The sequence below is a fragment of the Streptomyces sp. 11x1 genome (assembly GCF_032598905.1).
In the GTDB taxonomy this organism is placed as follows: Bacteria; Actinomycetota; Actinomycetes; order Streptomycetales; family Streptomycetaceae; genus Streptomyces.
The window spans coordinates 6,550,248-6,575,871 of sequence record NZ_CP122458.1; the positions used below are offsets into that span (position 1 = coordinate 6,550,248).

Annotated in this window: 23 protein-coding genes; 16 read left to right on the forward strand and 7 right to left on the reverse strand. The window is 71.2% G+C overall.

Features of this window, described 5'->3' with window-relative positions; genetic code table 11:
• Nucleotides 1-226: 226 nt before the first annotated feature.
• The 5 genes from P8T65_RS28715 to P8T65_RS28735 all read left to right on the forward strand — a co-directional run bounded on the left by P8T65_RS28715 (nt 227) and on the right by P8T65_RS28735 (nt 5,361).
• Nucleotides 227-1,753 carry an MFS transporter gene (locus P8T65_RS28715; protein ID WP_316728083.1) on the forward strand — a complete coding sequence of 509 codons (1,527 nt, stop codon included), beginning with the start codon at nt 227-229 and terminating at the stop codon, nt 1,751-1,753.
• A 46-nt stretch (nt 1,754-1,799) separates the two neighbouring features.
• A complete protein-coding gene (locus P8T65_RS28720) occupies nt 1,800-2,000 on the forward strand; it encodes a ribbon-helix-helix protein, CopG family (RefSeq protein ID WP_037710693.1) in 201 nt (66 codons plus the stop codon).
• Nucleotides 1,997-2,377 carry a type II toxin-antitoxin system death-on-curing family toxin gene (locus P8T65_RS28725; protein ID WP_316728085.1) on the forward strand — a complete coding sequence of 127 codons (381 nt, stop codon included), beginning with the start codon at nt 1,997-1,999 and terminating at the stop codon, nt 2,375-2,377. The genes P8T65_RS28720 and P8T65_RS28725 overlap by 4 nt, the downstream gene beginning before the upstream one ends.
• A gap of 165 nt (nt 2,378-2,542) precedes the next feature.
• The gene (locus P8T65_RS28730; protein ID WP_316728086.1) at nt 2,543-4,339 is read left to right on the forward strand and encodes a DEAD/DEAH box helicase; all 1,797 of its coding nucleotides are present in this window, start codon (nt 2,543-2,545) and stop codon (nt 4,337-4,339) included.
• A gap of 380 nt (nt 4,340-4,719) precedes the next feature.
• The gene (locus tag P8T65_RS28735; protein ID WP_033525002.1) at nt 4,720-5,361 is read left to right on the forward strand and encodes an IclR family transcriptional regulator; all 642 of its coding nucleotides are present in this window, start codon (nt 4,720-4,722) and stop codon (nt 5,359-5,361) included.
• Between the two features lie 60 nt (nt 5,362-5,421).
• Here P8T65_RS28735 and P8T65_RS28740 read toward each other — a convergent pair whose 3' ends face one another.
• On the reverse strand, nt 5,422-6,252 hold the full coding sequence (locus P8T65_RS28740) for an alpha/beta hydrolase (RefSeq protein WP_316728087.1): 831 nt from the start codon (nt 6,250-6,252) through the stop codon (nt 5,422-5,424).
• Nucleotides 6,253-6,337: 85 nt separating this feature from the next.
• On the opposite strand from P8T65_RS28740, the gene P8T65_RS28745 reads away from it, so the two are divergent.
• Nucleotides 6,338-6,814, forward strand: a complete 477-nt coding sequence (locus tag P8T65_RS28745) for a MarR family transcriptional regulator (protein WP_316728088.1) — start codon at nt 6,338-6,340, stop codon at nt 6,812-6,814.
• Nucleotides 6,815-6,920: 106 nt separating this feature from the next.
• Nucleotides 6,921-7,721: a S16 family serine protease gene (locus P8T65_RS28750; protein WP_316728089.1), complete on the forward strand. Its 801-nt coding sequence runs from the start codon at nt 6,921-6,923 to the stop codon at nt 7,719-7,721.
• A gap of 63 nt (nt 7,722-7,784) precedes the next feature.
• On the opposite strand, the gene P8T65_RS28755 is transcribed toward P8T65_RS28750, so the two are convergent.
• On the reverse strand, nt 7,785-8,297 hold the full coding sequence (locus P8T65_RS28755; RefSeq protein ID WP_184898463.1) for an Lrp/AsnC family transcriptional regulator: 513 nt from the start codon (nt 8,295-8,297) through the stop codon (nt 7,785-7,787).
• Nucleotides 8,298-8,419: 122 nt separating this feature from the next.
• Between P8T65_RS28755 and hppD the strand changes: the two genes are divergently transcribed.
• Nucleotides 8,420-9,583: a 4-hydroxyphenylpyruvate dioxygenase gene (gene hppD / locus P8T65_RS28760; RefSeq protein WP_316728090.1), complete on the forward strand. Its 1,164-nt coding sequence runs from the start codon at nt 8,420-8,422 to the stop codon at nt 9,581-9,583.
• A gap of 275 nt (nt 9,584-9,858) precedes the next feature.
• Here the strand turns inward: hppD and P8T65_RS28765 are convergent, their stop codons facing one another.
• Nucleotides 9,859-11,358, reverse strand: a complete 1,500-nt coding sequence (locus P8T65_RS28765) for a hypothetical protein (protein ID WP_316728091.1) — start codon at nt 11,356-11,358, stop codon at nt 9,859-9,861.
• Nucleotides 11,359-11,447: 89 nt separating this feature from the next.
• Between P8T65_RS28765 and P8T65_RS28770 the strand changes: the two genes are divergently transcribed.
• Nucleotides 11,448-12,854: an FAD-linked oxidase C-terminal domain-containing protein gene (locus P8T65_RS28770; protein WP_316728092.1), complete on the forward strand. Its 1,407-nt coding sequence runs from the start codon at nt 11,448-11,450 to the stop codon at nt 12,852-12,854.
• 25 nt (nt 12,855-12,879) lie between these two features.
• On the opposite strand, the gene P8T65_RS28775 is transcribed toward P8T65_RS28770, so the two are convergent.
• Nucleotides 12,880-13,293 carry an SsgA family sporulation/cell division regulator gene (locus P8T65_RS28775; RefSeq protein ID WP_316728093.1) on the reverse strand — a complete coding sequence of 138 codons (414 nt, stop codon included), beginning with the start codon at nt 13,291-13,293 and terminating at the stop codon, nt 12,880-12,882.
• A 265-nt stretch (nt 13,294-13,558) separates the two neighbouring features.
• Here P8T65_RS28775 and P8T65_RS28780 point away from each other — a divergent pair, with 265 nt between their 5' ends.
• Entirely contained in the window at nt 13,559-15,268 is a 1,710-nt protein-coding gene (locus P8T65_RS28780; RefSeq protein WP_316728094.1) for an RDD family protein, read from the forward strand.
• A gap of 401 nt (nt 15,269-15,669) precedes the next feature.
• A complete protein-coding gene (locus tag P8T65_RS28785) occupies nt 15,670-16,374 on the forward strand; it encodes an RDD family protein (protein ID WP_316728096.1) in 705 nt (234 codons plus the stop codon).
• Nucleotides 16,375-16,469: 95 nt separating this feature from the next.
• Here the strand turns inward: P8T65_RS28785 and P8T65_RS28790 are convergent, their stop codons facing one another.
• Entirely contained in the window at nt 16,470-16,769 is a 300-nt protein-coding gene (locus tag P8T65_RS28790; protein WP_316728097.1) for a hypothetical protein, read from the reverse strand.
• 449 nt (nt 16,770-17,218) lie between these two features.
• On the opposite strand from P8T65_RS28790, the gene P8T65_RS28795 reads away from it, so the two are divergent.
• Together P8T65_RS28795 and P8T65_RS28800 are read left to right on the forward strand one after the other, a co-directional pair.
• The gene (locus P8T65_RS28795; protein ID WP_316728098.1) at nt 17,219-19,573 is read left to right on the forward strand and encodes an immune inhibitor A domain-containing protein; all 2,355 of its coding nucleotides are present in this window, start codon (nt 17,219-17,221) and stop codon (nt 19,571-19,573) included.
• A gap of 135 nt (nt 19,574-19,708) precedes the next feature.
• On the forward strand, nt 19,709-20,071 hold the full coding sequence (locus P8T65_RS28800) for a hypothetical protein (RefSeq protein ID WP_316728099.1): 363 nt from the start codon (nt 19,709-19,711) through the stop codon (nt 20,069-20,071).
• 269 nt (nt 20,072-20,340) lie between these two features.
• On the opposite strand, the gene P8T65_RS28805 is transcribed toward P8T65_RS28800, so the two are convergent.
• Nucleotides 20,341-20,928: an isochorismatase family protein gene (locus P8T65_RS28805; protein WP_316728100.1), complete on the reverse strand. Its 588-nt coding sequence runs from the start codon at nt 20,926-20,928 to the stop codon at nt 20,341-20,343.
• A gap of 271 nt (nt 20,929-21,199) precedes the next feature.
• The gene (locus P8T65_RS28810; RefSeq protein ID WP_316728101.1) at nt 21,200-22,528 is read right to left on the reverse strand and encodes a nicotinate phosphoribosyltransferase; all 1,329 of its coding nucleotides are present in this window, start codon (nt 22,526-22,528) and stop codon (nt 21,200-21,202) included.
• A 155-nt stretch (nt 22,529-22,683) separates the two neighbouring features.
• Between P8T65_RS28810 and clpS the strand changes: the two genes are divergently transcribed.
• From clpS to P8T65_RS28825, 3 genes are all read left to right on the forward strand, one after another.
• Entirely contained in the window at nt 22,684-23,001 is a 318-nt protein-coding gene (gene clpS / locus P8T65_RS28815; protein WP_184893495.1) for an ATP-dependent Clp protease adapter ClpS, read from the forward strand.
• 11 nt (nt 23,002-23,012) lie between these two features.
• Nucleotides 23,013-23,615: a DUF2017 domain-containing protein gene (locus P8T65_RS28820; RefSeq protein ID WP_316728102.1), complete on the forward strand. Its 603-nt coding sequence runs from the start codon at nt 23,013-23,015 to the stop codon at nt 23,613-23,615.
• 422 nt (nt 23,616-24,037) lie between these two features.
• A complete protein-coding gene (locus P8T65_RS28825; RefSeq protein WP_316728103.1) occupies nt 24,038-25,573 on the forward strand; it encodes an alanine/glycine:cation symporter family protein in 1,536 nt (511 codons plus the stop codon).
• Nucleotides 25,574-25,624 lie beyond the last annotated feature (51 nt).

The window sequence follows — 25,624 nt, forward strand, 5'->3', positions numbered from 1 at the left end:
ACCGTAGGCGGGGGGTGGGCGGGGGCTCAAGGGTGGTGGGGGTGCTGCAACGGGACTGCCATACGCCGTTCATGAAGGGTCCGGGGCGGGCGCACGGGTGGGTCGTCGGGTGGGGTCTCCCGGCGGGGGTCTTCGGGCTGGGCGTGGTGGACGTACGACCAAAGTCCTGGGGGTGAGGGACTTCGGACAGGGGCGAAAGTCCGCTGTGCCCCTTACGCTGGCTCGCATGGCCGCTTCCGAACCGCGTGGCGCTGGTGTCGCGCAGAGCCCTGCCCCGACGCCTGTCGCCGACGGTGGGGAGAGCGTGCTGAGCCGCTCCTATCGGGGGCTCAGTATCGGGATCGTCTCGGTCGTGCTGCTGATCGCGTTCGAGGCCATGGCGGTCGGTACGGCGATGCCGGTCGCGGCGCGTGAGCTGGACGGGATCCCGGTGTACGGCTTCGCGTTCTCGGCGTACTTCACGACCAGCCTGTTCGGGATGGTGCTGGCGGGTCAGTGGGCCGACCGGCGGGGGCCGTTGGGAGCGCTGACGACGGGGATCGGTGCCTTCGCGGCCGGGCTCGTACTGTCGGGGACGGCCGGCGCGATGTGGCTCTTCATCCTCGGACGGGCCGTGCAGGGCCTCGGCGGCGGGCTGGTGATCGTCGCGCTGTACGTCGTGGTCGGGCGCGCGTACCCGGAGCGGCTCCGGCCCTCGATCATGGCGGCGTTCGCGGCCAGTTGGGTCATCCCCTCCGTGGTCGGCCCCCTCGCGTCTGGCGCGGTGACGGAACAACTGGGCTGGCGGTGGGTGTTCCTGGGGATCCCCGCGCTGGTGGTCCTGCCGCTGGGGCTCGCACTGCCGCAGATACGACGGCGCGCTGCCGGGCCGGTCGCTTCGGCTTCCGGGCCGGATGCTTCGGCTTCCGGGCCGGTCGCTCTTCCTTCCGCCCCGGCTTCTGCGTCGGCTTCCGCTTCCGCCTCCGCCCCCTCCTTCGACCGCCGTCGTATCCGGCTCGCCTTCGGGATCTCGCTCGGGGCCGGGCTGTTGCAGTACGCGGCTCAGGATCTGCGGTGGTGGTCGCTGGTGCCGGCGGTCGTGGGGGTCGCGCTCCTCGTGCCGGCCGTGTCGGGGCTGCTGCCGAGGGGGACGTACCGGGCGGTGCGGGGGCTGCCGGCGGTGGTGCTGCTGCGCGGGGTGGCGGCGGGCTCGTTCGTGGCGGCCGAGTCGTTCGTGCCGTTGATGCTGGTGACCCAGCGGGGGCTGTCGCCGACGCTCGCCGGATTCTCGCTGGCGGCCGGCGGGGCGACCTGGGCGCTGGGGTCGTGGGTGCAGGCGCGGGCGAGGGTGGAGCCGTACCGGGAGCGGCTGATGACGGTGGGGATGGTGCTGGTGGCGGCGGCGATCACCACGCTGCCGGGTGTGCTGGTCGACTCCGTCCCGGTGTGGACCGTGGCCGTCGCCTGGGCGTTCGGGTGCTTCGGGATGGGGCTCGTGATCGCCTCGACCAGCGTGCTGTTGCTCCAGCTCTCCGCCCCGGAGGAGGCCGGCACCAACTCCGCGTCCCTCCAGATCTCCGACGGTCTGTCCAACGCGCTCCTCCTCGCGGCGGGCGGCGCCGCGTTCGCCGCGCTGGGCGGTGGCGCGGTCGGGCACGGGGCCTCCACGACCGCCGCCGCGTCCCACCCGGCCGCCTTCGTCGTGGTGTTCCTGCCGATGGCGGGGGTGGCGCTGCTGGGGGCTTGGGTGACGACGCGGTTGCGGGCGCGCTAGCTGAATCTGGTACCGATGTGACCCCACCCGGTGGTACCGTTTTGGTATGGCTATGAACCTGCGTCTCCGCGACGACCAGACGGAAGCTCTGAAGCTGCGCGCCGAGGAGGAGGGCACGAGCATGCACGCCATACTGCTGCGGGCCGTGGACGACTACCTGGCCAGGACGGCTCACGAGGCACTGGTCCGCAAGGCCGCCAAGGAGCAGACCGTCAAGTGGGCCGAGCTGCTGGAGCGGCTGAAGTGAGCTGTGTCTACCTCTCGGCGGAGGACGTCCTGGCCATCGCCGAACACGCGGTGGACGACCAGACCGTCGTCGTACGCGACGCCGGCCTGCTGGAGTCCGCCGTGCACCGCCCATCGGCTGCGATGTTCGGACAGGAGGCCTACAGCGACGTGTTCGACAAGGCGGCCGCGCTGTTGCAGTCGCTGGCGATCAACCACCCCTTCCTCGACGGGAACAAGCGCACGGCCTGGGTGTCCTGCGTCGTGTTCCTCGCGATGAACGAGGTGCAGTTGCGGCCGGACATCGACGCGGCGGAGCGCCTGGTCATCGCCGTTTCGACCGGCGCTCTCGACGAGGTCAAGGTCATTTCCGAGGCGCTGCGAGACCTGGCCGAGTAGCGATGTGACCTCGGTCCCATCCTTGGGCGGCCCGGCGGAATGAGCGCGTTGGCGCGCCCGCCCCGCCGGTAGGGTGGCCCGGTTGTCATACGTAGCCGAGGTGTCCGCGTCGCTGCGCGAGCCACCCGGGCTGCCCGCCGAGCCGCTCGACCCCCACCGGAGACCGTGACTACCACCGCCACCTCCTCCTCGAACCACCACCTCTCGCCCGCCTTCCCCGGCCGTGCCCCCTGGGGTACCGCCAGCAAGCTGCGTGCCTGGCAGCAGGGGGCGATGGAGAAGTACATCCAGGAGCAGCCGCGGGACTTCCTCGCGGTCGCGACCCCGGGCGCCGGTAAGACGACCTTCGCGCTGACGCTCGCGTCCTGGCTGCTGCACCACCACGTCGTCCAGCAGGTGACGGTCGTGGCCCCCACCGAGCACCTGAAGAAGCAGTGGGCCGAGGCAGCGGCGCGGATAGGGATCAAGCTCGACCCCGAGTACAGCGCGGGGCCGCTCAGCAAGGAGTACGACGGGGTCGCGGTCACCTACGCGGGTGTGGGCGTACGGCCCATGCTGCACCGCAACCGCAGCGAGCAGCGCAAGACCCTGGTGATCCTCGACGAGATCCACCACGCCGGTGACAGCAAGTCCTGGGGCGAGGCCTGCCTGGAGGCGTTCGAGCCGGCCACCCGCCGGCTCGCGCTCACCGGTACGCCCTTCCGGTCCGACACCAACCCCATCCCCTTCGTCACGTACGAGGAGGGGGCGGACGGCATCCGGCGCTCCTCCGCCGACTACACCTACGGCTACGGCAACGCCCTCGCCGACAACGTCGTGCGGCCCGTCATCTTCCTCTCCTACAGCGGCAACATGCGCTGGCGCACCAAGGCGGGCGACGAGATCGCCGCGCGCCTCGGCGAACCCATGACCAAGGACGCGGTCAGCCAGGCCTGGCGTACGGCGCTCGATCCCCGCGGCGAGTGGATGCCGAGCGTGCTGCGCGCCGCCGACCAGCGGCTCACCGAGGTCAGGAAGGCCATCCCGGACGCCGGCGCCCTCGTCATCGCCACCGACCAGGACTCCGCCCGCGCCTACGCGAAGCTGATCCGGGAGATCACGGGGACGAGCGCGACGGTCGTCCTGTCCGACGATTCCGGTGCCTCGGACCGTATCGACGAGTTCAGCCACAGCACCGACCGGTGGATGGTCGCCGTGCGCATGGTGTCCGAGGGCGTCGACGTGCCCCGGCTGGCCGTCGGGGTCTACGCCACCACCATCTCCACCCCGCTGTTCTTCGCCCAGGCCGTGGGCCGGTTCGTACGGTCCCGGCGGCGCGGCGAGACCGCGTCCGTGTTCCTGCCGACCGTGCCCGACCTGCTCACCTTCGCCAACGAGATGGAGGTCGAGCGGGACCACGCCCTCGACAAGCCGAAGAAGGCGGGCGAGGAGGACCCGTACGCCGAGGAGGACAAGCTCCTCGCGGAGGCGGAGAAGCAGCAGGACGAGGACACCGGCGAGCAGGACATGCTGCCCTTCGAGGCGCTGGAATCCGACGCCGTGTTCGATCGGGTCATGTACAACGGGGCCGAGTTCGGTATGCAGGCCCACCCGGGGAGCGAGGAGGAGCAGGACTACCTCGGGATCCCGGGGCTCCTCGAACCCGACCAGGTGCAGCTGCTGCTCCAGAAGCGGCAGGCGCGGCAGATCGCGCACAGCCGCAAGAAGCCGGACGCCGAGGCCGACCTGGTGGAGCTGCCGGCCGACCGGCGGCCCGTGGTCACCCACAAGGAACTCCTCGAGCTGCGGAAACAGCTCAACGGCATGGTCGGCGCGTACTCCCACCAGAGCGGCAAGCCGCACGGGGTCATCCACACCGAGGTACGGCGGGTGTGCGGCGGACCGCCGAGCGCCGAGGCCACGGCGGGGCAGCTGCGCCAGCGGATCGCCAAGGTGCAGGAGTGGGCGACCCGGATGAAGTGAGGGGTGCGTACCGGGGCGCGTGCCGAGTGGGCGCCCCGGCTTGCGTGCTCAACGGGCGCTCCAGGGTGGCGTGCGCCTGTCTTGTGGGGTGTGAGGCGTACGTCGTGCGCCCGTACATTTCGCGACAAAGCGAAGTAGTCCGTACCGGTCACTGACCGGATTCTGGACGGAGTCTTCCGCTCAGCGAACCGGCTCGTCTACTGTCCCGCTACGCACACGCCCCGTGGCAGCGCCGCCGCGGAGCGCAGCCGTGAAGCGACTCCGCCCGGATCATCCGGGTTCAGCCGATCGGCGGCCTCTGTAGCGCGTCGCCGAACGGGACCGGTGACGCATCAGCCGTGACAGGGGTCGCCGCCCTCACCCAAGAAGGAGTGGGCGTCGTGACCGCGGAGACCTCTCAGACGCTTGATCGGGGACTGCGCGTCCTCAAGCTGCTCGCCGACACCGACCACGGGCTGACCGTCACCGAACTGTCCAACAAGCTCGGGGTCAACCGGACCGTCGTCTACCGCCTGCTCGCCACCCTGGAGCAGCACTCCCTCGTCCGCCGCGACCTGGGCGGACGTGCCCGGGTGGGGCTGGGGGTGCTGAGGCTCGGGCGGCAGGTGCACCCGTTGGTGCGGGAGGCCGCGCTGCCCGCGCTGCGGTCGCTGGCCGAGGACATAGGGGCGACCGCCCACCTCACGCTCGTCGACGGCACCGAGGCACTGGCCGTCGCCGTCGTCGAGCCGACGTGGACGGACTACCACGTGGCGTACCGGGCCGGCTTCCGGCACTCGCTGGACCGGGGGGCCGCGGGGCGGGCCATCCTGTCGGGGCGGCAGCAGCCGGGGGACTGGCCGGGGTACGCGCTCACGCACGGCGAGCTGGAGGCCGGGGCGAGCGGGGCCGCCGCCCCGCTGCTCGGGGTGACGGGTGTCGAGGGCAGCGTGGGCGTGGTGATGCTGGCCGACGCGGTGCCGGAGCGGGTCGGCCCGCGGGTGATGGACGCGGCCAGGGAAGTGGCCGACGCGCTTCGGTGACGTGACGCCTTTCCGGTGACGTGACGCCCTTTCGGTGACGTGCACGCCCTCCGGCAGTCCCTAGGGCAGTCGGTTCAGCCAGTCCAGCACGTGTGCGGTGAAGGTGTCCGGCTGTTCCATGTTCACGTAGTGTCCGGCGCCCTCGACGGCGACGGTGTGGCCCTTCGCGGCGACCGTGGTGACCAGGCGTTCGGCCATGGCGATGAGGTCGGGGGCGTCCAGGGCGCCGTTGACCGCGAGGGTGGGGACCGTGATCGTGGCGGCGCGGGCCCAGGTGTCCGTGACCGGCACGTGCCAGTCCCGCTCGCCGACGGTGTGCTTGAGGGCGGTGGCGCGGCTCATCTCCCGTACTCGCCGGACGATGCCGGGGTCCACGTCGTCGACCTCGCGGTGCGGACCGGCGACCGCCTCGGCGACCACTTCGAGCCAGCCCTCCAGGTCGCCTGACATCAGCGTGCCGTAGTACCGGGCGACGCTGTCCTTGGTCCAGGGATCGGTGTACTCGGGCTCGCTGGTGCCGACGCCGCTGACGACGAGGGCGCGTACCAGGTCGGGATGTTCCAGTGCCGTGTCGACCGCCGTGCCGCCGCCCATCGACATGCCGACCAGGATCGCCGGGCCCGTGTCCAGGTGGCGCAGCAGCGCGGCGAGGTCGTCGGCGAAGCGGAACGGCTTGCTCGCGTTGGCGGAGGCGCCGTGCCCTCGCGCGTCCGGGGCGATGACCCGGTGACCGGCCGCCGTCAGCACGGGTACCAGGTCCCGCCACATGGTGTGGTCCGTGAAGCCGCCGTGCAGCAGTACGAGCGGGGTGCCGGAGCCGGTGTCCAGGTAGGCGAGGGGGCCGTCGTCGGAGGGGAACGTGTGCGGGCGGGCCTGCGAGGCATCAGTCATGACAACCAAGGTGTCATGTTGGCGAGAAGATGACAACTCAGTTGTCATTCTGGGGAGCGGTGGGGGCGTGGAAGACAATGAGCCCGTGACAGAGACCAATGAGCCGCTGCCGCCCGACGCGCTCGCCGGGCGGCTGTCCGAGGTGTTCGCCGTCCTGGGGCCCCTCTACCGGAGGACGACCCGCGCGCTGGAGCTGAAGGAACGGAAGGAGGGGTTCCCTGTCGGCGTACGCGCGGTCCTGGAGCTGTTGCGCATGGCCGAGCGGCCGATGACCGTGCCGCAGATGGGGCGCACACTGGCGCTGAGCAGGCAGTTCGTGCAGCGAATGGTCAACGAGGCGGCCGGGCGGGACCTCGTCGAGGCCATCCCCAACCCCGCCCACCAGCGCTCCTCGCTGATCCGGCTGACCGACACCGGCCGTACGGCCATCGACGCGCTGGTCGCCCGGGAGAGCGTGCTGCTGAAACAGGCCGGAGGCGATCTGACGGCGGCCGACGTCGACTCCTGCGTACGGGTGCTGACGCAGCTCCTCGAACTCTTCGAGGACGTGGACGTCAACTGATGGCTGGGCTCGGCCACTCGCCCGGAACCACGTTGGCCGCCCGTCGCGGGCCCGAGGGGGACCACCGCCCCCTGGCCGGAAGTACCCCTCGCGTTAGATTGACTCCGTGCTCTCTCGTCTCTCCAGTCTTTCGCGTCCTGTCGCCGTAGCCGTGAGCTCCCTGCCGGTGGTGGGGCTGCTCGTCACGGTGGCGGTCGCGCCGTTGCCGTTCTCCGTGGCGCAGCCGGGGATGACGGCGAACGTGCTCGGTGAGAACAAGGGTGAGCCGGTGATCACGATCAGCGGCGCCCAGGCCCGGAAGACCAGCGGCCAGCTGCGGATGACGACGATCGAGGCGACGGGACCGGACGCCCGGGTCGGCCTCGGCGACGTGCTCGACGGCTGGTTCCGCAGCGACCAGGCCGTCATGCCCCGCGAAGCGGTCTACCCCAGTGGTGACACCACCGAGGAGATCCAGGAGCACAACGCGGCCGAGATGAAGGAGTCCCAGGACACCGCCACCGAGGCCGCGCTCGCCTACCTCGGCGAGGACTCCGGTGACATCGAGGTCACCCTGCGGCTCGCCGATGTCGGCGGCCCCAGCGCGGGCCTGCTCTTCTCCCTCGGCATCATCGACAAGCTCGACGGCGACGGCAGCGGCGGCGACCTCACGGGCGGCCGGGTCATCGCCGGTACGGGGACCATCGACACCGCCGGCAAGGTGGGCGCGGTCGGCGGGGTCGCCCTCAAGACCCAGGCCGCCCGGCGTGACGGCGCCACCGTGTTCCTGGTCCCCAAGGCCGAGTGCGCCGACGCGAAAGCCGAACTGCCCAAGGGGCTGCGGCTCATCCCGGTGACGACCCTGAAGGGCGCGGTGGGCTCCCTCGTCGCGCTGGAGACGGGCAAGGGGTCCGTACCCAGCTGCTGACGGCGGCCCTTCAAGCCTTCAGGCCAGTCATGCCGGTCATGCCAGTGAGGCCGGTCAGGCTGGTCAGGCCCTCAGGTCGTCGTCCCCCGAGGTCCGTCCGTCGGTGCGTTCGCGGAGCGCCTCCTGCTCCACCAACGGGATGATCCGCAGCGGAACGGGGTTCTCCATCACGATCGCCGTGGCGGCCCGGACGATGCCGTCGATACCGACGACCCGGTCGATCACCCGCTGGAGATCGGCGTTCGAACGGGCCACCAGCCGGCACAGCATGTCCCCGCTGCCCGTCGTCGTGTGCAGTTCCAGCACCTCCGGCACGGTCGCCAGGTGCGCCCGTACGTCCGCGCCCTGCCCCTGTCGGATCTGCAGGGTCGCGAACGCCGTGACCGGGTAGCCGAGCGCCGCCGGGTCCACCTCGGGGCCGAAGCCGCGGATGACGCCGTTCGACTGGAGCCGGTCGAGCCGGGCCTGCACCGTGCCCCGCGCGACCCCCAGCCGCCGCGACATCTCCAGCACCCCGATCCGGGGCTCGCGCGCGAGCAGGACGATCAACCGCCCGTCCAGATGATCGATCGCCACCAGACCTCCCGGGGTGGGCATGCTGTGCGGAACGCGCCGCCCGACGCGCCTGCCGCTGAACAGATTGTCCAACGGATCCGCCAACTGTTGCACACCTTGTGGGCGCGGAGGACGCTGCGGTCATGGCAGCCACCTCCGCGCACACCCACGGCACCCACGACGTCCCGCGCACCGCACGGCAGGCTGATCCCTTCCCGGTCAAGGGAATGGACGCGGTCGTCTTCGCGGTGGGCAACGCCAAGCAGGCCGCCCACTACTACTCCACGGCCTTCGGCATGCGCCTCGTCGCCTACGCCGGCCCGGAGACCGGCAGTCGCGAGACGGCGAGCTACGTCCTGGAGAACGGCTCGGCCCGGTTCGTCCTCACCTCGGTCGTCAAACCCGCCACCACCTGGGGCCACTTCCTCGCCGAGCACGTCGCCGAGCACGGCGACGGCGTGGTCGACCTCGCCATCGAGGTCCCGGACGCCCGCCGCGCGTACGCCTACGCCGTCGAACACGGCGCCCGTTCCGTAGCCGAGCCGTACGAGGTGAAGGACGAGCACGGCACGGTCGTGCTGGCCGCGATCGCCACGTACGGCACGACCCGGCACACCCTCGTCGAGCGCACCGGCTACGACGGGCCGTACCTCCCCGGGTACGTCGCCTCCGAGCCCCTCGTCGAGCCGCCCGCCCAGAGCACGTTCCACGCCATCGACCACTGCGTGGGCAACGTCGAGCTCGGGCGCATGGACGAGTGGGTGGAGTTCTACAACCGGGTCATGGGCTTCACCAACATGAAGGAGTTCGTCGGGGACGACATCGCCACCGAGTACAGCGCGCTGATGTCGAAGGTCGTGGCGGACGGCACGCTCAAGGTCAAGTTCCCCATCAACGAGCCCGCCATCGCCAAGAAGAAGTCCCAGATCGACGAGTACCTGGAGTTCTACGGCGGCGCGGGGGTCCAGCACATCGCGCTCGACACGGACGACATCGTGCGGACGGTACGGACGATGCGGGCGGCGGGGGTCGAGTTCCTCGCCACGCCCGACTCGTACTACGACACGCTGGGGGAGTGGGTCGGGGAGACCAGGGTGCCCGTCGACACCCTGCGTGAACTCAGGATCCTGGCAGACCGGGACGAGGACGGGTACCTGCTGCAGATCTTCACCCAGCCGGTCCAGGACCGGCCGACGGTCTTCTTCGAGATCATCGAGCGGCATGGGTCGACGGGGTTCGGCAAGGGCAACTTCAAGGCGCTGTTCGAGGCGATCGAGAGGGAGCAGGAGAAGAGGGGCAACTTGTAGGTCGGGCGCTTGATGGCTCGGGGGTGCGGTGCGTGGGCGGGTGCGGCTCCGGTGGGGCTTCTCGCGCAGTTCCCCGCGCCCCTAAGAGACCAGGCCCCTGCGGGCCTGAAGACCACGGCCCTGCGGGCCGGAAGGCGGCGGGGCCGCGGGCCTGAAACGCGGCGGAGCCGCGGGATGAAAAGCACGGGGCGCAGCCCCTCCTTTTCAGGGGCGCGGGAACTGCGCGAGAAGCCCACCGGAGCCGCACCCGCCCACGCACCCGAACCCCCGCCCCGTTACGCGAACCGCCCACCCTCCCCGACATACGGATTCAACCGCCGCGCCTCCTCCAGATGCCGCCGCCCCGCCGCCTCCAACCCCACCGCCCGCTCGATCACCCCGCGGTGATACGCGTAGGCCGCACTCCGCACCTCCCCACCCCGCGCCCGATCCGTCGCCCGCCGCGCGAACCGCAGCGCCTCCCCGTCCCGCCCGGCCCGGTGCAATGCCCACCCCAGCGCGTCGGCCACCCGCAGCCCCGGTTGCCGCTCCCACTCCGTCCGCAGCACCCGCACCGCCTCCGCCGGATCCCCGTGGTCCGCCTCCAGCGCCCCGAGGACGAGCGACTCGTTCACCCCGGACGCGGCGGACCGCGCCACCAGCGCCCGCACCACGCCCCACTGCTTCCGCGCCTCCCTCGGCCGCCCCAGCGACTCGTACAACTCCCCCAGCCGCAGCGCGACTTCGGCGGACGGCCGCCGCGCCAGTGCCGCCCGGTACGCCCGTACCCCCTCCGCCGTACGCCCCAGCGCGACCAGCGCCCGCGCCCGGCACGCCCCGGCCTCCGGCTCACCCCCGGCGGAGGCGGCCCCACCGGCCTCGCAGTACCGCAGCGACTGCTCCGCGTCCCCCCGCTCCCAGGCCAGTTCCCCGGCCCGTACCCACCACGCCGCCCCCGCGGCCGACGGGCCCGCCGCCGAGGTCTCGGCTGCCGCCGCGTCCGAGAGCGCCGCCGCCGCGTCCTCACGCGCCCCCTGGTCCCAGGAGACCCGCGCGGCCCGCGCCCTGGCCGCCGGCCCGGAGTCGACGGCGAGCATCCTGTCCCGGGTCGCGCGGGCGGCCTTGTACCGGCCGAGCCCGTCGTACGCGTCGATGAGCAGGGCGTACGAGGTCCAGCGCCCGGGCGCCACCCCTACGGCCTCCTCGCCCCACCGCTCCGCCGCCCGGAAGTCACGGCGGGCCACCGCGAGGGCGGTGAGGCCCTCGAGGGCGTCCGCGTTGCCGCCCGGCCGGAGCCGCAGCGAGGTGCGCAGGGCGCGTTCGGCCCGGGGGTAGTCGGTGACGCCACCGGTCCGGCGGGCCCGCTCGACGTACGCCACGCCGAGCACCGCCCAGGAGACGTGGTCCCCCGGACGGGCCCGCACCCGGGCCTCCCGCTCCCGCACGGTCGCCACCACGTCGGGCAGCGCGGCGGGTACCCCGGCGGACAAGCGGGCGGGCGCCCCGGCAGCCGCGACGGCCCCGGCCCGCCGGCCCTCGGCCCCGGCCGCCCCCACGACCCGCGCCTCCCGACCGCCGACCCCGTCACCCGCGTCACCCCCGTCCGGCGGCACCACCATCAGCACACCCCCGAGCACGAAACACCCGACGACGGCTGCCACCACGCCTCCACCGCGCCGCCGGACCCGTCCCCACGCCTGCCCCCGGTCGGCCACCCACCCCGGCCACGGCACCGAACGCACCGCCCGCCCCGCACCAGCAGCCCGACCCGCCCGCTCCTCGTTCTCCTCAGACATGCCGTCACTGTGCGTCAATACGACGACCATATCCGGCACCCGAACGCTCGCGCCGACGGGTTCACACCGATGGCCGCGAGTGCGAACCTGTGATCATGAGCCGTATCCAAGCCCCGCCCGACGAGACGACCGGCAACCTCGTCGACCGACTGCTCAGCGGCCTGCCGCCGGAGGCGGTTCTCGTCGACCCGGACGTCACCACCTCCTACGCGAACGACATGGCGAGCTTCTGCGCGGCCGGTGTCCCGGCGGTCGTCGTCCTGCCCCGGACCGTCGAACAGGTGCAGCACGTCATGCGCACCGCCACCGAACTGCGCGTCCCGGTGGTCCCGCAGGGCGCCCGCACCGGCCTGTCCGGCGGCGCCAACGCCTCCGAGGGCTGCATCGTGCTGTCCCTGACGAAGATGGACCGCATCCTGGAGATCAACCCGGTCGACCGCATCGCCGTCGTCGAACCCGGTGTCGTCAACGCCGCCCTCTCCCGCGCGGTCGACGAGCACGGCCTCTCCTACCCGCCGGACCCCTCCAGCTGGGAGATGTGCACCATCGGCGGCAACATCGGCACGGCCTCCGGCGGCCTGTGCTGTGTGAAGTACGGGGTGACCGCCGAGTACGTCCTCGGCCTGGACGTCGTGCTCGCCGACGGCCGACTGATGTCCACCGGCAGGCGCACCGCGAAGGGCGTCGCCGGTTACGACCTCACGCGGCTCTTCGTCGGCTCCGAGGGCTCGCTCGGCATCGTCGTCCGCGCGACCCTCGCCCTCAAGCCGCGGCCGCCCCAGCAGCTGGTACTGGCGGCGGAGTTCGCGTCGGCGGCCGCCGCCTGCGACGCGGTGTGCCGGATCATGGCCGGCGGGCACGTCCCCTCACTGCTCGAACTCATGGACCGTACGACGGTGAAGGCCGTCAACGACCTGGCGCACATGGGACTGCCGGAGACCACCGAGGCGCTGCTGCTCGCAGCCTTCGACACCCCGGACCCGGCCGCCGACCTCGCCGCCGTCGGCGCGCTGTGCGAGGCCGCGGGCGCCACCCAGGTCGTCCCGGCGGACGACGCGGCGGAATCCGAACTGCTGCTCCAGGCACGGCGGTTGTCGCTCACCGCGCTGGAGGCGGTGAAGGGCACGACGATGATCGACGACGTGTGCGTGCCGCGCTCCAGGCTCGGCGAGCTGCTCGACGGCGTCGACCGCATCGCCGAGAAGTACGACCTGACCATCGGGGTCTGCGCACACGCCGGCGACGGCAACACGCACCCCACCGTCTGCTTCGATGCGGCAGACCCCGACGAGTCCCGGCGCGCCCGCGAGTCCTTCGACGAGATCATGGCCCTCGGTCTGGAACTCGGCGGCACGATCACCGGCGAGCACGGAGTGGGCATCCTCAAGAAGGAATGGCTGGCCCGGGAGATCGGCCCGGTGGGCATGGAGATGCAGCGGGCGGTGAAGTCCGTCTTCGACCCGCTGAACATCCTCAACCCGGGCAAGCTGTTCTGACGTCCGTGTTCCCGAGGCACGCGCCTCACTGGGCGAGGAGTTCGGCCAGGCCGTCGTCGATGCCCAGCATGTCGAACTCCGCGCCCGGCGGGACCATCCGCAGGGTCCGCTCCAGCCAGGCCGACACCGCGGCCGCCGGCGCTTCGAGCAGGGCGTCCCCGTCCGGCGAGCTGAGCGCCATCAGGACGACGCCGCGGCCCGACACCTTCGTCGGCCACACCCGCACGTCCCCGTGCCCGCACGGCCGGAACACCCCCTCGACCAGCAGCTCCCGCGCGAACGTCCAGTGCACCGGCCGGTCGGAGTTGACGTGGAAGGTGATGTGGACGGCGTACGGGTCGTCGCCGCGGTAGACCAGCTTGGCCGGCACGGGGACGCTGCGCTCGGGCGACAGGACGAGTCTGAGCTCCAGTTCGCGCTCCACGACGGTGTGCCGCATGGTGATCGTTCCTCTCTCGTAGAGGGCTCCGTGTTCGGGCCCGTACGAGTGAGAGGGGCGTGGACCCCGAAGCATTACGCGGGTTCGCGAAACTCTTTTCCGGACGAGTCCACCGACCGCCCGCGGGCGCCCATGCCGCCCGCTCCGCCGTAGCAGATCCGTGGGCGAATGGGGCGGGTCCGGAGGCAGCGGTCATGGACCGGGCCGACGTCTGGTAGATCTGGATGCCTCCACCCGACCCACGAGCAGATACGGGACGACGGACATGAGCGCCCCAACCCCGGCCCCCGGCGACGACAGGCCCCGCGAAGGGTATTACCCGGACCCGTCCATTCCTGGATATGTCCGGTACTGGAACGGCGCGGCCTGGGTGCCGGGTACGAGCCGTCCGGCGCCCTCGGACGGTGAGCCGCTCGCCCCGCCGCCCGGCTCCGGCTCGTCCGGCGCCGTGGAGGAGACGGGCCCGCACTTCTTCGACGAGGACCCCGCGGGCGACGCGGGGCGGCCGGCCGCCGACAGCGCCCTGCACGGCTCCCGCCCCGAGCCCGCCTCCGCATGGGGCGCCGACCGCTCCCGGCAGACCGGCTTCGGCGGCGACAACGACCGCCGGGTGTCCTGGGGGTCCGCCCGCGGCGCCGATCCCCGCCTCTCCCTCACGGCCGGCCCGGGGGACACGGGCGGCGCCGCCGACGGCTCCGCCGTCCCGGCCGCGCCCGTCGGCTCCCCGGGCTTCGGCGACCCCGGGCGGACGGCGAGCACGGACGGCACGGCGACCATCCCGCCGGCGGATGCCGAGGACGAGGACGGGGCCACACCCGGCACGGTGGTCTTCCGGCGCCCGGCCGCCTCCGGGCGCCCGGAGGCGGCCGAGAGCGCGGAACCCGCGCCGTCGGACGGCACCATGACGTTCCGTCCGTCCTCGCCCGCGGGGCAGCAGGACGGGGCCGCCGCCGCGGCCCCCGCCGCCTTCGGCGCGCCCCTGACCCCGGCCCAGGTCGCCGCCCAGCAGGCCCTGGGGCTCGCCCCGCAGTCCTCGTCGCCCACATCGGCGCCGTCCGGTCCTCGGCAGGGCCCGCAGACGCCGCCCGCCGCGCAGGACCCGTCGGTGCCGCCGCAGGGTCCGCGCTCTGGCCCAGCGGTCCCGGCGGCAGCGGCCTCCGCCCCGCCCCCGGCTCCCTCGGCCACCGCTCCGGCGGCCCCGGCCGCCCCTGCCGTCCCGGGCCCGCAGCAGCCCCCGTTCGGCGGCGCATTCCCGCCGGCCCCGCAGTCTCCGCAGGCGGCCCCGGCCTCGAACCTCGCGCCGGGTGTGCCCCCGCAGTCCACCGCCCCGCAGTCCGCCGACACCCCGATGGCCGTGGGCCTCGGCGGCGGGCAGCCCTCCTGGGCCCAGCAGGTGCACCAGCTGGCCGGGGGCGACGGGGAGCAGCCGGTCGCGCCGTGGAAGCCGGTCGTCGAGGACCCCTTCCAGGCGGCCGCGCGGCGGCAGGCCGAGGCCAGACCGGCGGGGCTCGGCAGACGGCTGGCGGCCCGGCTGGTGGACAGCCTGGTCGTCGGCGGCGTCACGGCCGTGGCCGCCGTGCCGTTCGGCACCAAGGCGGTCGACCACATCGAAGAGAAGATCGACGCGGCCAGGCTCTCCGGCGAGCGGGTCACCGTCTGGCTGGTCGACGGCACGACCTCCGTCCACCTGGGCATCATCCTGGGCGTCCTGTTCCTCGTCAGCGCCCTCTACGAGGTGCTGCCCACCGCCAAGTGGGGCCGCACCCTCGGCAAGAGGGTGTTCGGCATCGAGGTCAGGGACATCGAGGGCCACGAGCCACCGTCCTTCATGGGCTCACTGCGGCGCTGGCTCGTCCACACCGTCTCCGGGCTGCTGGGCATCGGTGTGATCGGCGTGCTGTGGTGCGTGTGGGACAAGCCGTGGCGCCAGTGCTGGCACGACAAGGCGGCCCACACGTTCGTGGCGGGCGACTAGGAGACCGCTGAAGATCTTGCTCTGGCCGCCCGACTCACCCTGGATTGCCGGTAAATGTCAATCGCCATCAAGTAGGGCAAGCCGGGCGCATTTTCAAGATCTTCAGGACGCTTCTAGGGCCTGTCGTTTGGATCACGCCTGGGCCGCGGGGCTTGGTAAGCACATCTGCCGCGTTGTCGTCAGTTGCCAACGCTCCGCGTTGACGCCTTCCTCCGCCTTGCAGCTGCACGCACCAAGCCCCGCTCACCGGCAGCCGTCAGGCGCCGTCGCCCGAAGCCGCCGTGATCCAAACGACAGACCCTAGCGGGGGGCCACCCCAGCTCCGGCCTCCCCGCCGGAACCGTACTCCGGACGGCCCCGTGCCGGATGCGGAGCCGGGGGGTTCGCGGTCGACTCGGGCCATGAGTACCGAACCGCCGCCCTTCGGCTCCGGTCAGTCCCCGGACGACGACCCGTTCAGGAAGCAGCAGCCCCCGCCGCGGCAGGGCGGCGGCTCCCCGTACGACCCGCCGCCCCAGCAGCCGCCGTCCGGGGGAGGCGCCGGGCAACCGCCCTACGGCAGTCAGCCGCCTCCCCCCGGCGGCGGTCCCTATGGCGGCGGTCCCTACGGCGGTGACCCCTACGGCGGCGGGCCGTACTCCAACGACCCGCTCTCCGGCATGCCGCCGCTCGCCGACAGCGGGAAGCGGGTGCTCGCGCGGATCCTCGACATGATCCTGGTGGGGATCGTGGTGGGGCTGCTCGCCTGGGCGTTCCGGATCAGCCAGTACACCGTGGACTCGGACGACTTCGAGTTCGGCAAGTCCCTGGTCCAGGAGGCGCTGGCGGCGGTCCTCTACATCGCCTACGACACGTACTTCACCGTCCGGAACGGCCAGACGCTCGGCAAGAAGCTGCTGCGCCTGCGGGTGGCGAACCTCAACGACGGCTCCACGCCCTCCGTGCAGACCGCGCTGTTGCGCGCGGCCGTGCTGTGGATCCCCTTCGCCTTCTGCTGCGCCTGCATCTGGACGGCGATCGCGGGCGGCTGGAGCTTCTTCGACAAGCCCTACAAGCAGGGCCTGCACGACAAGGCGGCCAAGACGGTGGTGGTCAGCACCGGTTGAGCGGCGCGAGCGGGCACGGGGGCGCACGACGACGGCGGGTCCGTGGACCACGGGCCCGCCGAAGCGTTTCATCAAGCTTGTCACCGAGTGCCGGTTCAGGAACCCATTCGCTCGTGCACGGGCTCCCGTACGGCCTCGGACCGCGCGGTCACCCGGCTTCGGGCCGGGGCGGCGGCGGAGGCCCTGGAGCGTGCCGCGGGCCGGGCGGAGGCGCCTGGCGCGGACTTGGGCAGCGGCACCGTCAGCGCGACGAGCAGGCCCAGGGCCAGGGCGGACAGGGCGATCACCGCGATGCCCGCGCCGGAACTCGTCTGTGACAGCAGCAGCATGGCGAGGGTGGACAAGATCACGGTGCAGGAGCCGTAGGCGAGCTGTGCGGTCGTCGGACGAGGCATGGCAATCGTGTCCTCGGGTGGGAATCAAAGGTGAAGCAGTGCAGTCGGCTTGGCTTCTGCCGACCTCCGGCGTTCCGCCAATCGACTCTATTCGCCAGGGTGCCCGAGTGGAACGACGGGTAAGCGTGACCTGACACACGGTGCCGGGTGCACAGGGGGCGCACGGATTCATGGGGTCCGGCAAGTGGACGCATATGCGCGCCGGTTCGAGCGGCGGACGAGAGGGCGGGCGAGCGGTGGACGGCCGCACGCGTAACGACCGGATAACGAACAAGCGCTTCCCCTGGACGCCGATAATCCACTTGACCTGACCAAGTCAAGATCTGTTTTTTCAGTCGAAACTCCGGTCGAATGGCGCCACTTGACTACACGCGTATACCGCGCGCGGACTCCTCCACGATCGGGGCCATCCCCCTTCCGCGCGAACGGTACGCGGGGGAGGAACTCAAGTGACCAGTAGACCCTGGACGTACAGAGCGGCGGCGATCGGTGTCGCGGTCGCCACCGCGGCGGCGACCATGTCCGCGTTCACCGTGGCGCAGGCCTCGGACACCGCTCCGGCGGCGTCCGCCGACCGGCACGACCCGGCGGACCGCGAGCACGCCGACGACCACGACCTCGAAGGGCCCCTGAGCAAAACTCAGGAGGCCCAGCGCGAGGAGGCCCTGCAGCAGGTCATATCCGGCGACGCCACGGTCAAGGACCGCGACGGCTCGCAGGTCGTGCAGCTGAAGAGCAAGAAGGGCAAGAGCAAGTACGTCGAGCTCGGCCGCGAGAAGACCGACAAGATCTTCACGATCCTGGTCGAGTTCGGCGACGAGATCGACAGCCGCTACGGAGGCACCCCCGGCCCGCTGCACAACCAGATAGCCGAGCCGGACCGCACCCAGGACAACTCCACGGCCTGGCAGGCGGACTACGACCAGAAGCACTTCCAGGACCTGTACTTCGGCACCGGCAAGAAGACCGAGTCGATGAAGAAGTACTACGAGAAGCAGTCCTCGGGCCGCTACTCGATCGAGGGCGAGGTCTCGGACTGGGTCAAGGTCCCCTACAACGAGGCCCGCTACGGCAACAACGCCTGCGGCCAGAGCACCTGCTCCAGCGTGTGGAACGTGGTCAGCGACGGTCTCACCTCCTGGGTCGCCCAGCAGAAGGCAGCGGGGCGCACCGACGCGGAGATCAAGGCGGACGTCGCCGAGTTCGACCAGTGGGACCGTTACGACTTCGACGGCGACGGCGACTTCAACGAGTCCGACGGCTACATCGACCACTTCCAGATCGTGCACGCCGGTGAGGACGAGTCCGCGGGCGGCGGCGTGCAGGGCGAGGACGCCATCTGGGCGCACCGCTGGTACGCGTTCGGCTCGGACGCCGGCGCGACGGGCCCCGAGGGCAACAAGCTCGGCGGCGCCAAGATCGGTGACACCGGCATCTGGGTCGGCGACTACACCATCCAGCCGGAGAACGGCGGACTCGGTGTCTTCGCCCACGAGTACGGCCACGACCTCGGTCTGCCGGACCACTACGACACCCAGGGCGGCGACAACTCCACCGGCTTCTGGACCCTGATGTCCTCCGGTTCCTGGCTCGGCACCGGCAAGGAGGCCATCGGCGACCTCCCCGGCGACATGACCGCCTGGGACAAGCTCCAGCTCGGCTGGCTCAACTACGACACGGCCAAGGCCGCGACGAAGTCGAAGCACAAGCTGGGTGTGGCGGAGTACAACACCAAGGACAAGCAGGCCCTCGTGGTCGAGCTGCCGAAGAAGAAGGTCACCACCGAGATCGTCGAGCCCGCGCAGGGGTCGGCCCAGTGGTGGAGCGGCAGCGGTGACAACCTCGCCAACACGCTCACCCGTTCCGTGGACCTCACGGGCAAGTCCTCGGCCGCGCTGACCCTGGACGGCTGGTACGACATCGAGGCCGAGTACGACTACCTCTACACCGAGGTGTCGACCGACGGCGGCGCCAACTGGACCGCCGTCGACGGCACGGTGGACGGCACGGCGATCCCGCGCGACGCCAGCGGCAAGCCCGCGCTGACCGGCTCCTCCGCCGCGTACAAGAAGCTGTCGTACTCCCTGGACGCCTACGCGGGCCAGAAGTTCGACCTCCGCTTCCGCTACCAGACCGACGGCGGTGTGGCGCCGAAGGGCTTCGCGGCCGACTCGATCACGGTGACCGCCGACGGTTCCGCCGTCTTCTCGGACGACGCGGAGAGCGCGGACGCCGGCTGGACCGCCAAGGGCTTCTCCCGCATCGGCGCGTCGATCACGGACGACTACGCGCAGTACTACATCGCCGAGAACCGTCAGTACGTGTCGTACGACAAGACGCTGAAGGTCGGCCCGTACAACTTCGGCTTCTCGACCACGCGTCCGTCCTGGGTGGAGCACTTCCCGTACCAGAACGGTCTGTTGATCTGGAAGTGGGACACCTCGCAGGCGGACAACAACACCAGCGTGCACCCCGGTACGGGTCTGCTCCTGCCGGTCGACTCGCACCCGGCGGCGCTGAAGTGGGCCGACGGCACGGTGATGCGCAGCCGGATCCAGTCCTACGACTCGCCCTTCAGCCTCTACCGCACGGACGGTCTGAAGCTGCACAAGGCGGACGTGCTGACGAAGATCCCGTCGTCGAAGGGTGTGTCCACGTTCAACGACCGGACCAACACCTACTACGACGAGGCGACCCCGCTCGCCGGCGTCAAGATCACTGACACCAACACCAAGATCAAGATCGTCAAGGAGGCCAAGGACGGCTCCACGATCTCGGTCCAGGTGGGCCCCGCGGTGAAGTAAACAGCATTTTCGCAGGTCAGAGCATGTTCGGCCGTGACCCTCTTGGCGGGTCGCGGCCGGACGTGTTTAGGTGCGGGGTGTGGTCTTCTTATTGACACCGACATCGACTCTGACGCTCACGGGGGTGTGACCTGCATGGCCGCAGGAGGTTTCTGCAAACTGCCGGACGGCAATGTCGTCGTCGCCCTGAACCTGCCGGGGGCGCAGGCGCCGGGCACGCCGGGCACCAGCTGGGCCCCGGTGGACGACGGCTCCGTACGGGTCCTGGTCCTCGCCGCGAACCGGGCCCGGGCCCTGACCCGGCTCCGCAATCTGGGCATGCGAGCGGTCTACCTCCGCGGCAACGCGGCGCCTCCGACCCCGGACGAGATCACGGCCGTCCTGCACCACCCGGACGGCCTCATATGGCGCACGTCCCCGGTGTGCCCGGCCTCCACGACCCCGGAGCTGTGGCACCCGATCAGAGCGCTTCTGAGGAGGCCGACGGTACGGGTGTGACCGCCGCCGCCGCCGCCGACCGCAGCGCGGCCGGCGGCATCTCACGGCCACGCTCCGCCGACGGGGCACCGCGGCCACGGTCGTCCCGTGGGGTTCCTCGGCCACTCCTGTCCGCCGCAGCGGCGATCAGCCATGACGGTGGATCTCGGCGGTGCCGGGCCGGCCGGTGGCCGCGGAGTCACCGGCGGCCGGGGCGCGGCTCGGCCGGTGGCTCGCTCACCGGCGCTTGCCGGGGCAGGGGCGCGAACCGGCCGCTACACCACCGACCGCTACACCACCGGCTTGCCCGACAGTTCCACGCCCGCCTCGCGGAGTTCCTCCAGGGCGCGCTCGGTCGTCTCCTCGGCCACTCCGGCCGTCAGGTCCAGGAGGACCTGGGTGCGGAAGCCCTCGCGGGCGGCGTCCAGGGCGGTGGCGCGCACGCAGTGGTCCGTGGCGATGCCGACGACGTCGACCTCGGTGATGTCACGGGCCCGGAGCCAGTCGGCGAGGGACGCGCCGTTCTCGTCGGCGCCCTCGAAACCGCTGTACGCCGCCGCGTACGCCCCCTTGTCGAACACGGCGTCCACCGCGCCGGAGGCGACCGCCGGGGCGAAGTTCGGGTGGAAGCCCACCCCCTCCGTACCGGCGACACAGTGCGCCGGCCAGGAGTGCGCGTAGTCGGGGTTGTCGGAGAAGTGGCCACCGGGGGCGATGTGGTGGTCACGGGTGGCCACCACATGCTGGTAGCCGGGGCCGGCCGCCTGGCCGATCAGCTCGGTGATGGCGGCGGCCACATCGGCACCGCCGGCCACGGCGAGGCTGCCCCCCTCGCAGAAGTCGTTCTGCACGTCGACGACGATCAAGGCGCGGCGCATGGTGTCGGTGTCCTTACGACTCTTCGGTTCTCGGGTGTGGGGTGAGTGCGGGTCACGGGTGCGATGGGAAACTGCGAACTTCCGAGCCTAGAGACTTCGAGAGCTGTTCGGGAGGGGGCATCCGGCGCTCGCCCGATGCGCGGGCCGGAGCACGGGCCCACCACGCGGGCGCCAGGGGGCTCGCAAAGAGAGCGCACCGGACACATTCACTCCGGCCCACCCCCAGCGTGCGCCCGCCCGCCGCCCGCCGCCCCTCACGTACCCGAGCGGCTCAGACGTACTCCGTCGGAATGACCGCCTCGCCGCGCGACAGCTGCGTCGCCGACAGCGGCAGACCGGCCCGCGCGGTCGTGTGCCGTTCGCGGACGACGTCCAGGGGCTCCCGGGAGAGCACCCGCCCGTCCTTGACCAGCGGGACCAGCAGCTGACGGTCCCGGAGGTCGTCCGGCACCGGCCCGGTGCCGATCACCTCGGCCTCCGCCACCCCGTGCTCGTCCAGCCGCCGGGCCGCCCACTTGCGGCCCCCGGCGGACGTCTTCCCGCCGCTGGACTTCTTCGCCACCGGCACCAGCGGGTCCGTGGGGTCCGCCGACTCCGCCCGGGCGACGAGCTTGTAGACCATCGAACAGGTGGGGTGCCCCGACCCGGTCACCAACTGCGTCCCGACGCCGTACGCGTCCACGGGCGCCGCCGCCAGCGAGGCGATGGCGTACTCGTCGAGGTCCGAGGTCACGATGATCCGGGTGTCCGTCGCGCCCAGCTCGTCCAGCTGCTGCCGCACCCGGTGGGCGACGAGGAGCAGGTCGCCGGAGTCGATGCGCACGGCGCCGAGCTCGGGCCCGGCGATCTCCACGGCGGTCCGTACGGCCTCGGTGACGTCGTAGGTGTCGACGAGCAGCGTGGTGTCGCGGCCCAGCGAGTCCACCTGGGCCTGGAAGGCGTCCCGCTCGCGGTCGTGCAGCAGGGTGAAGGCGTGGGCGCTGGTGCCCACCGTCGGGATGCCGTAGCGGAAGCCGGCGGCCAGGTCCGAGGTGGAGGTGAAGCCGCCGACGTACGCGGCGCGCGAGGCGGCCACGGCGGCCAGCTCGTGCGTGCGCCGGGCGCCCATCTCGATCAGCGGGCGCCCCCCGGCGGCGCTGGACATCCGGGAGGCGGCGGCCGCGATCGCCGAGTCGTGGTTGAGGATCGACAGGATCACGGTCTCCAGGAGCACGCACTCCGCGAAGGTGCCCTCGACCCGCATGATCGGCGAGCCCGGGAAGTACACCTCGCCCTCCTGGTAGCCCCACACGTCCCCGCCGAAGCGGTAGCCGGCGAGCCAGTCGAGGGTCTCGGCGTTGACGATGGAACGCTCGCGCAGGAAGCCTAGGACGCCCGGGTCGAAACGGAAGTTCTCCACGGCGTCCAGCACCCGTCCGGTGCCGGCGACCACGCCGTACCGGCGTCCCTCCGGAAGCCGCCTGGTGAAGACCTCGAACACCGATCGCCGCTCGGCCGTGCCCGCCTTCAAGGCGGCCTGCAGCATCGTGAGTTCGTAGTGGTCCGTGAAGAGCGCGGTCGAGGGAACGTCGACCGGCAAACCAAGGTCCGCTGTGTTCATGGCAAGGGATCGTACTCCCATTTCGTCAGTCTGACGATTTCAGGTCGGTCTCCGGTCGGCCTCCGGTCGATCGCTGGCCGATCCGCGCCGGACCGTTTCTCGTAGCCCCAGGTCGGAGGCCCGCATTTGTGCGGGCACCCCCCTGTGGTGGCAGCATGGGCGGTGTGACGGCAGCCGTACCCATGGAGATCGAGAAGACCGAGTCGGCGGAGGAGGTCTTCGCCGTACCCGAACCCGACGTGCCGTGGGTGACGATCGTCCACAACGACCCGGTGAACCTCATGAGCTACGTGACGTATGTCTTCCAGACGTACTTCGGGTACCCGAAGGACAAGGCCACCAAGCTCATGCTCGACGTCCACCACAAGGGCCGCGCGGTCGTCTCCAGCGGAACACGCGAGGAGATGGAACGCGACGTGCAGGCCATGCACGGCTACGGTCTGTGGGCCACCCTCCAGCAGGACCGGAAGTAGCGACGCACCTGATGCCAGGACAATTCGAATCGCTCCCCGGCGGCGGCGCGGCCGTCGCGCTCGACGAGGTCGAGATCTCCATCATCCGCTCGCTGGCGGTGCAGCTCCTGGAGCTGATCGGGCCGGGGCCCGCCGAGGACGCCCCCGACGACCCGCTCGCCGAACTCTTCGCCGACGGCCCGAGCGAACCGCCCAAGGACCCCGTCCTGCTCCGGCTGTTCCCGGACGCCTACAGCGACCCCGAGGGCACCCCGACCGCCCGGGAGGCCGAGGAGCAGCGGGCGTACTCCTCGGAGTTCCGCCGCTTCACCGAGAACGACCTGCGGGCCGGCAAGCGCGACAACGCCCTCGCGGTGATCCACTCCCTGGACGCGCTGGCCGCGACCGGTGAGGGCGGGGCCGTGCTCAAGCTGTCGACCCAGGAGTCCAGGCAGTGGCTCGGCTGCCTCAACGACCTGCGGCTGGCCATCGGCTCCCGCCTCGACGTCGTCGACGAGGAGGACACCGACCTCCTCTACCACCTGCCGGACGAGGACCCGCGCAAGCCGATGGTGATGGCGTACCTGTGGCTGGGCGGCCTCCAGGACTCGCTCGTCGAGACGTTGATGCCCTGAGACCCGGGAACGCGACCGGGACCCTTCGTCGCCGAGGTGGTGGTGAAGCGTTTCGACGTGGCCTTTTCATCTTTCTGTCTCTCCGGATTCGTTGCTCGTTCGCTCAGAGAACACTCAAATCCGGATAACGATCCCGTCACCGGTCCTGGGCTTCTGTGCCCAGGACCGGATCTGTGTGAGGCAGGTCACTCAAGCGGCAGTAAAGCGTGTGGTAGGACTTCCCAAATCCATTTGCGGCGCCTCCCCTCGCCGTGAGAAAGAAGGCCGGCAATCGTCGGCGTGCAAGACCGAAAGTGAACCGGGCGGGGCCGCAGGCCGCCACCGCCCGGTCGCCGACCGGACAACGGCGTTCGCGCCACGATCACAGCCCGCACCGCTGCTGCACCCCGCCAGCAACGTCCCCGCGCCACCGAGGTAACTCGATGTCACTCGAATCCATCACCAACTCCATCGACGACGCCGTCAGCGGGTTCTTCGAACCCGTGGCCGAAAGCGTTGGTGAGGTCGTCTTCTACACCGTAGGTGTCGGCGACACCGAGCTCCCGCTCATCGTCGCCTGGCTCGTCATCGCCGGCCTGGTCTTCACCAGCTGGTTCGGGCTCATCCAGGTACGCAAGTTCAAGCTCGCCCTGGAAGTCGTACGCGGCAAGTACGACGAGGACGACTCGCCCGGTGAGGTCAACCACTTCCAGGCCCTGACCGCCGCGGTCTCCGGCACCGTCGGCCTCGGCAACATCGCCGGTGTCGCCATCGCCGTCTCCATCGGTGGGGCCGGCGCCACCTTCTGGATGATCCTGTGCGGTCTGCTCGGCATGGCGACCAAGTTCGTCGAGGTCACCCTCGGTGTGAAGTACCGTGAGCAGCACGCGGACGGCACCGTCTCCGGCGGTCCCATGCACTACCTGCCCAAGGGCCTCGCCGAGCGCTTCGGCAGCCGTGGCGCGAAGTTCGGCAAGGTGCTCGCCGTCCCCGCCGCCGTCATGATCCTCTTCTTCGGCCTCTTCGGCGGCAACCTCTTCCAGACCAACCAGAGCTACGCCCAGGTCGCCTCGACCTTCGGCGGCGAGGACGGATTCCTGGCCTCGTCCGCCGGTGCCGTCCTCTTCGGTCTGGTCGTCGCGGCGCTGGTCGGCCTGGTGCTGCTCGGCGGCATCCGCTCCATCGCCTCGGTCACCAGCAAGCTGGTCCCGGCGATGGCCGGCATGTACATCGTGGCCTGCCTGGTCGTCATCATCGGCAACGTCACCGCGGTGCCGGGCGCCTTCCAAGAGATCATCCAGCGCGCGTTCGAACCCCAGGGCGTCATCGGTGGTGTGATCGGCGCCCTGATCGTCGGCTTCACGCGAGCCGCCTTCTCCAACGAGGCGGGCCTCGGCTCCGCCCCGATCGCCCACTCCGCGGTCAAGACCAAGCACCCCGCGAGCGAGGGCCTGGTCGCTCTGCTGGAGCCGTTCATCGACACCGTCGTCATCTGCACCATGACCGCGCTGACCATCATCATCGCCAAGCCGGACAGCTGGGCCGAGCGCGCCGCGGGCAACGGGGAAATCGGCGGTGTCACCATCACCTCCGACGCCTTCGCGACCGCGCTGCCCTGGTTCCCGCACCTGCTGACCGTCGCGGTGCTGCTGTTCGCCTTCTCCACGATCCTGACCTGGGGCTACTACGGCCTCAAGGCCTGGTCGTACCTCTTCGGCCGCAGCAAGGCCAGCGAGGTCACCTTCAAGGCCCTGTGGAGCGCGTTCGTCGTCCTCGGCGCCCTGATGTCCCTCGGCTCACTGATCAGCCTCGCCGACTCGGCCCTGTTCCTGCTCTCGGTCTTCAACATCATCGGCCTCTACCTGCTGGCCCCGGTCGTCAAGCGCGAGCTGAACTCCTTCCTGGAGTTCGTCAAGCGCCGCAAGGCCGGCCTGCCGGAAGCCGACGAGACCCAGGCAGCCGTCAAGGCGCTCGACTGAGCCTCCCCGCCCAGCATGTGGGCCGTCCCGTACCACTCTTCGGTACGGGAC